We start from the raw sequence: 6994 nt of genomic DNA on the forward strand, positions 1-6994 counted from the left end.
ACGGTGACCGTCACCCCGCCCCCGCCCTCGACCTGCGACTGCGCCCCGGGGAAGTGACCGCACGGCACGGACGGGCGGTCCCGGACGAAGTGATCCAAACCGCTTCCGGGCCGCCCCGCGCCTGCCTAGGCTGGGCGGTGTGACTCAGACTGCGTACCTCCGGTATCCGCACATCCACGGCGAGTTGGCCGCCTTCACGGCCGAGGACGACGTCTGGGTCGCCCCCCTCGACGGGGGCCGCGCCTGGCGGGTGAGCGCCGACAACATGCCCGTGAACCACCCCCGCTTCTCCCCGGACGGCACCACCCTCGCCTGGACCTCCACCCGCGACGGGGCGCCCGAGGTGCACATCGCGCCCGTCGACGGCGGCCCCGCCAAGCGGCTGACGTACTGGGGCACTTGGAAGACGGGCGTACGCGGCTGGACCCCCGACGGCCAGGTCCTCGCCGTCAGCGCGACGGGCCAGGCCTCGCCGCGCCGCAGCTGGGCGCGGGCCGTGCCGCTGGACGGCGGCCCCGCGGCCACCCTGCCCTACGGCCTGGTCGGCGATGTCGCGCACGGCCCCGACGGGCAGGTCCTGCTGCTCTCCGCGCCCATGGGCCGCGAGGCAGCCTGGTGGAAGCGGTACCGCGGCGGCACCGCGGGCAAGCTGTGGATCCGCGAGGCCGCGGACGCCGAGTTCGTACGCCTGCACGAAGACCTCGACGGGAACATCGAGTACCCGCTGTGGGTGGGGGAGCGGGTCGCCTTCCTCAGCGACCACGAAGGCGTCGGCGCCCTCTACTCCTCGCTGCCCGACGGCTCCGACCTGCGCCGCCACACCCCCCTCGACGGCTTCTACGCCCGGCACGCCGCCACCGACGGCACCCGCGTGATCTATATGAGCGCCGGTGAGCTGTGGCTCCTCGACGCTCTGGCCGACACCGAACCGCGCCGCCTCGACATCCGGCTCGGCGGGCAGCGCGCCGACCTCCAGCCGCACCCCGTGGCCGCCGCCCGCTGGTTCGGGGCCGCCGCGCCCGACCACACCGGCCGCGGCAGCGCGGTCTCCGTACGCGGCTCCGTGCACTGGATCACCCACCGCGAAGGCCCCGCCCGCGCGCTCGCCGCCACTCCGGGAGTACGCGCCCGGCTGCCCCGCACCTTCCGCGTGGCCGGTGAGGAGCACGTGGTGTGGGTGACTGACGCGGAGGGCGACGAGGCGCTGGAGTTCGCCCCCGCCACCGGCCCCGCGCCCGGCGCGACGCCCCGCAGGCTCGCCGCCGGACAGCTCGGCCGGGTCCTCTCGCTCGCCATGTCACCGGACGGCAGCCGCGCCGCCGTCGCCTCGCACGACGGACGTGTCCTGCTCGTCGAGCGCGAGAGCGGCGAGGTCCGCGAGGTCGACCGCGCCGAGGACGGCGAGGCCACCGGGCTCGTCTTCTCACCCGACTCCGCCTGGCTCGCCTGGTCGCACCCGGGCCCGCGCCCGCTGCGCCAGCTCAGGCTCGCCAACACCGCCGACCTGTCGGTGTCCGAGGCGACCCCGCTGCGCTTCCGCGACTACGCGCCCGCGTTCACCCTCGACGGCAAGCACCTCGCCTTCCTCTCCGCGCGCGCCTTCGACCCGGTCTACGACGAGCACGTCTTCGACCTCGCCTTCGTCGGCGGCTCCCGGCCCTACCTGCTCACGCTCGCCGCGACCACACCGTCGCCGTTCGGCCCGCAGCGGCACGGCAGGCCCTTCGAGGGGCAGGACAGCCCCGGCGCCGAGACCCCCGACAGCGAGGGCGCCCCCGTCACCCGCATCGACTTCGACGGGCTCGCCGACCGCATCGTGCCGTTCCCCGTGGAAGCCGCCCGCTACACCACGCTGCGCGCCGCCAAGGACGGCCTGCTCTGGCTTCGCCACCCGGTGCGCGGCGTGCTCGGCGCCTCCCGGGCCACCCCGTCCGACCCGGAACCCCACACGGAACTGGAGCGGTACGACTTCGCCCAGCGCCGCGTGGAGGAACTGGCCGCCGACGCCGACCACTTCGCGGTCACCGGCGACGGCAAACGGGTCCTGCTGTGGACCGACGGCAAGCTGAAGGTGGTGCCGAGCGACCGGCGCGCCTCCGGCGACGAGGACAGCGACTCGAACATCACCGTCGACCTCTCCCGCATCCGCCACACCGTCGACCCGGCCGCCGAGTGGCGCCAGATGTACGACGAGACGGGCCGCCTGATGCGGGACAACTTCTGGCGGCCCGACATGGGCGGCGTCGACTGGGACGGCGTACTGGACCGCTACCGCCCCGTCCTCGACCGCGTCGCCACCCACGACGACCTCGTCGACCTGCTCTGGGAGGTCCAGGGCGAACTGGGCACCTCGCACGCCTACGTCACCCCCGGCGGCGGGGGCGGCTCCGCCCTGCGCCAGGGCCTCCTCGGCGCCGACCTCTCGCGCGGCGACGACGGCCAGTGGCGCATCGACCGCGTCCTCCCCTCCGAGAGCTCCGACCCCGCCGCGCAGTCCCCGCTCGCGGCCCCCGGCGTCGCGGTGCGCCCGGGCGACGCGGTGGTCGAGGTCAACGGCCGGCCCGTCGACCCCGTCACGGGCCCGGGACCGCTGCTCGTCGGCACCGCGGGCAAATGCGTGGAGCTGACCGTCTCGCCCTCGGGCGGCGGCGATCCGCGGCACGCCGTGGTGGTCCCCGTCGCCGACGAGGGGCCGCTGCGCTACCACGCCTGGGTCGCCGACCGGCGGGCCTACGTCCACGAGTGCTCGGGCGGCCGCCTCGGCTACCTCCACGTCCCCGACATGCAGGCGCCCGGCTGGGCGCAGATCCACCGGGACCTGCGCGTGGAGGTCGCCCGCGAGGGCCTGGTCGTCGACGTCCGCGAGAACAGTGGCGGGCACACCTCCCAGCTCGTCGTGGAGAAGCTGGCGCGCCGCGTCGTCGGCTGGGACCTGCCCCGCGGCGAACGGCCCCTCAGCTACCCCCTGGACGCGCCGCGCGGCCCGGTCGTCGCCGTCGCCAACGAGTTCTCCGGCTCCGACGGCGACATCGTCAACGCCGCGATCCGCGCGCTAGGCATCGGCCCCGTCGTCGGCACCCGCACCTGGGGCGGCGTCGTCGGCATCGACAGCCGCTACCACCTGGTCGACGGGACGCTGGTGACCCAGCCGAAGTACGCGTTCTGGATGGAGGGCCCCGGCTGGGGCGTCGAGAACTATGGCGTCGCCCCCGACGTCGAGATCGTCACCACCCCCGACGACTACGCGGCGGGCCGCGACCCGCAGTTGGACGAGGCCGTGCGGATCGCGCTCGCCGCGCTGGAGGAGAACCCCGCGAAGACGGCACCGGACCTCCCCGGGGCGCCATAGGCCCGCCACCGCGCCGAGGGATAGCATTCCAGCGTACTGATCACTGCTCACGAGGAGGCCGGACCCATGGCGGGCGAAGCGCGAAGCGACTGCTTGTTCTGCAAGATCGTCGCGGGTGAGGTGCCGGCGGACGTCGTGCGGGAGACCGAGACGACCCTCGCCTTCCGTGACATAAACCCCCAGGCTCCCTCGCACGTCCTGGTGATCCCCAAGGTCCACCACCCCGACGCCGCCGCGCTGGCCGCCGCCGCGCCGGAGATCGCCGCCGACGTGCTGCGCGAGGCGGGCGAGGTGGCCGCCCAGGAGGGGTCCGAGAGCTACCGCCTCGTCTTCAACACCGGGACCGGCGCCGGCCAGACCGTCTTCCACGCGCACGTGCACGTCCTGGGCGGCCGCGGCCTCCAGTGGCCCCCCGGATAGCGGGGCCAACCCCTCTTGTCCGTACGTGAATTGGTGGTGCTCGGCACCGCCAGCCAGGTCCCGACCCGGCACCGCAACCACAACGGCTACGTCCTGCTCTGGGACGGCCAGGGCCTCCTCTTCGACCCCGGCGAGGGCACGCAGCGCCAGATGCTGCGCGCCGGGGTCGCCGCGCACGACCTGCACCGGATCTGCGTCACCCACTTCCACGGCGACCACTCCCTCGGCCTCGCCGGGGTGATCCAGCGCATCAACCTCGACCGGGTCCCGCACCCCGTCACCGCCCACTACCCGGCCTCCGGACAGCGCTTCTTCGACCGGCTGCGGTACGCCACGGCCTACCGCGAGACCGTCCGGCTCACCGAGGCCCCGGTCGCCGCCGACGGCCCGCTCGCCGCCGGACCCTCGTACGCCCTCGACGCGGTGAAGCTCTCCCACCCCGTCGAGTCGTACGGCTACCGCCTCACCGAACCGGACGGGCGCCGCATGCTGCCCCGCCTGCTCGCCGAGCGCGGCATCAAGGGCCCCGACGTCGGGCGCCTCCAGAAGGAGGGCAGCCTCGGCGGCGTCGCCCTCGACGAGGTCAGCGAGGTGCGGCGCGGCCAGCGGTTCGCCTTCGTGATGGACACCCGGCTCTGCGACGGCGTGTACGCGCTCGCCGAGGGCTGCGACATGCTCGTCATCGAGTCGACGTTCCTCGACGAGGACGAGCAACTGGCCACCGACCACGGCCACCTGACCGCAGGTCAGGCCGCGCGGGTCGCGATCGACGCGGGCGTACGCCATCTCGTGCTGACGCATTTCAGCCAGCGCTACCCCGACCCGGGCGTCTACGAACAGCAGGCACGCGCCGCCGGGTTCGACGGCGAACTCACCATCGCCCACGACCTGTTGCGCGTCCCCCTGCCCAAACGCACCTGAACACGCACCTGAGCACCCCCCACACAGCACAGAACTGAGCGAGACCGCACCATGCCGATCCCCAAGGCCGAACTCCACCTCCACATCGAAGGCACCCTCGAACCCGAGCTGGCCTTCGCGCTCGCCGCGCGCAACGACGTCGACCTGCCCTACGCCGACACCGAGGAGCTGCGCAAGGCCTACCTCTTCGACGACCTCCAGTCCTTCCTCGACCTCTACTACGGCCTGATGGCCGTGCTGCGCACCGAGGCCGACTTCGCGGACCTCGCCGACGCCTACCTCGCGCGCGCCGCCGCCCAGGGCGTACGGCACGCGGAGATCTTCTTCGACCCGCAGGCGCACCTCGCCCGAGGCGTCCCCCTCGCCACCGTCATCGACGGCCTCTCCCGCGCGCTCGACCGCTCCGAGGAGCGGCACGGCGTCTCCACCCGGCTCATCATGTGCTTCCTGCGCGACCAGTCCGCCGAGTCCGCGATGGAGACCCTGCGGGCCGCCGAGCCCCACCTCGACCGGATCATCGGCGTCGGCCTCGACTCGGCCGAGGTCGGCCACCCGCCGGCGAAGTTCAAGGAGGTGTACGAGGCCGCCGCCGCGCTGGGCCTGCGGCTCGTCGCCCACGCGGGCGAGGAGGGCCCGCCCGCCTACATCACCGAGGCCCTTGACGTGCTGCGCGTCGAGCGCGTCGACCACGGCCTGCGCTGCATGGAGGACCCGGAGCTTGTGGAGCGCCTGGTCCGCGAGCGGGTGCCGCTCACCCTGTGCCCGCTCTCGAACGTGCGGCTGCGCGCCATCGACGTACTCGAGGAGCACCCGCTGGCCCGGATGATGGACGCCGGGCTGCTGTGCACAATCAACTCCGACGACCCCGCCTACTTCGGCGGATACGTCGACGACACCTTCCACGCCGTCCGCGAGGCGCTCGGCATCGACCAGGAGCGGCTGCGCACCCTGGCGCGGAACTCCTTCGAGGCGGCCTTCCTCGACAGGGACGCGGCGGACGAGGCGCTGCGGGCGCGGTACCTCGCGGAGGTCGAGGCCTACTCGTTCGACTGACCGCGCCGACAGCACCGTGCCGGCGGCACCGCGCCGATGGACCGCGCGACGTGCCGGACCCGGGAACCCCGGGCCCCCGCGCGCGTCGTCCGTTACGTTGCCTGCATGGTCGTACCCCTACAGCCCACCGTCGACCCGCTGAAGGCGGCCCGCAGAGCCGGTGATCCGGCCTGCGACGTCTACCTCACCGGCACGGTCTTCCTCGACATCATCTTCACCGGCCTCGACTCCGCGCCGGTGCGCGGGACCGAGTCCTGGGCGCGCGGCATGGGGTCGAGCCCCGGCGGCGTCGCCAACATGGCGGCCGCGCTCGCCCGGCTCGGCCTGCACACCTCGCTGGCCGCCGCCTTCGGCGACGACCACTACGGGGAGTACTGCTGGGACACCCTCGAAGGAGGCGAGGGCATCGACCTCACCTCGTCGCGGACCATTCCCGGCTGGCACACCCCGGTGACCGTCTCCATGGCCTACGAGGGCGAGCGGACCATGGTCAGCCACGGCCACGAGCCGCCGCCGGACGCCGACGCCCCGGACGGCGGCGCCCCCTCCTGCCCGCCACGCGCGCGTGCCGCCATCGCCTCGCTCACGCCCGGCAGCCGCGCCCCCTGGATCGCGCAGGCCGCCCGCAGCGGCACGCGGATCTTCGCCGACGTCGGCTGGGACGACACCGGCCGCTGGGACCTCGCGGCCCTCCCCGACCTGGCGCACTGCGAGGCCTTCCTGCCGAACGCGGAGGAGGCGATGCGGTACACGCGTACGTCGTGCCCCCGGGCGGCCGCACGGGCGCTGACCGAGCATGTGCCGCTGGCGGTGGTGACCCTCGGCGCGGAGGGCGCGTACGCGGTGGACCGGCGGACCGGGGAGACCGCGGACGTCCCCGCCATCGAGGTGGAGGCGCTGGACCCCACCGGCGCGGGCGATGTCTTCGTGGCGGGCTTCGTCACCGGGACGCTCGCGGAGTGGCCGCTCGCGGACCGGCTGGCCTTCGCCGGGCTCACGGCGGCGCTCTCCGTGCAGGAATTCGGCGGGTCCCTGTCCGCGCCCGGCTGGGCGGAGGTCGGGGCGTGGTGGCAGCGCGTACGGGAGTTCGACGAACAGGACCCGGCGGCGCTGCGGCGCTACAGCTTCCTGGAAACCCTCCTCCCGGCCCAGAGCCGCCCCTGGCCCCTACGCAGAGCGGTCCCGACGATCGGCTTCAGATCGGCGTAAGGGGGAAAGGTTCTTCGGCAAGGACGAGGCGCGGGGCAAACG

The 6994-nt window shown here is 74.1% G+C and carries 5 protein-coding genes; all 5 read left to right on the plus strand.

Features of this window, described 5'->3' with window-relative positions:
• Positions 1-139 precede the first annotated feature (139 nt).
• Positions 140-3349 carry a S41 family peptidase gene (locus GKQ77_RS23910; protein WP_219690992.1) on the plus strand — a complete coding sequence of 1070 codons (3210 nt, stop codon included), beginning with the start codon at positions 140-142 and terminating at the stop codon, positions 3347-3349.
• A 66-nt stretch (positions 3350-3415) separates the two neighbouring features.
• On the plus strand, positions 3416-3769 hold the full coding sequence (locus tag GKQ77_RS23915; RefSeq protein WP_219690993.1) for a histidine triad nucleotide-binding protein: 354 nt from the start codon (positions 3416-3418) through the stop codon (positions 3767-3769).
• 15 nt (positions 3770-3784) lie between these two features.
• A complete protein-coding gene (locus GKQ77_RS23920; protein ID WP_219690994.1) occupies positions 3785-4690 on the plus strand; it encodes a ribonuclease Z in 906 nt (301 codons plus the stop codon).
• Positions 4691-4741: 51 nt separating this feature from the next.
• Complete coding sequence (locus GKQ77_RS23925) at positions 4742-5743, plus strand: adenosine deaminase (protein WP_219690995.1); 1002 nt, start codon at positions 4742-4744, stop codon at positions 5741-5743.
• A gap of 105 nt (positions 5744-5848) precedes the next feature.
• Positions 5849-6952, plus strand: coding sequence for a carbohydrate kinase family protein (locus tag GKQ77_RS23930; RefSeq protein WP_219690996.1), 1104 nt, complete (start codon positions 5849-5851; stop codon positions 6950-6952).
• Positions 6953-6994 lie beyond the last annotated feature (42 nt).

It is taken from the genome of Streptomyces anatolicus, assembly GCF_019400875.1.
Taxonomy (GTDB): Bacteria; Actinomycetota; Actinomycetes; order Streptomycetales; family Streptomycetaceae; genus Streptomyces; species Streptomyces anatolicus.

Bases quoted from the DNA above. Each gene is read 5' to 3' on its own strand.
- GKQ77_RS23915 (WP_219690993.1), top strand. From the start codon at position 3,416: ATGGCGGGCGAAGCGCGAAGCGACTGCTTGTTCTGCAAGATCGTCGCG.
- GKQ77_RS23925 (WP_219690995.1), top strand. From the start codon at position 4,742: ATGCCGATCCCCAAGGCCGAACTCCACCTCCACATCGAAGGCACCCTC.
- GKQ77_RS23930 (WP_219690996.1), top strand. From the start codon at position 5,849: ATGGTCGTACCCCTACAGCCCACCGTCGACCCGCTGAAGGCGGCCCGC.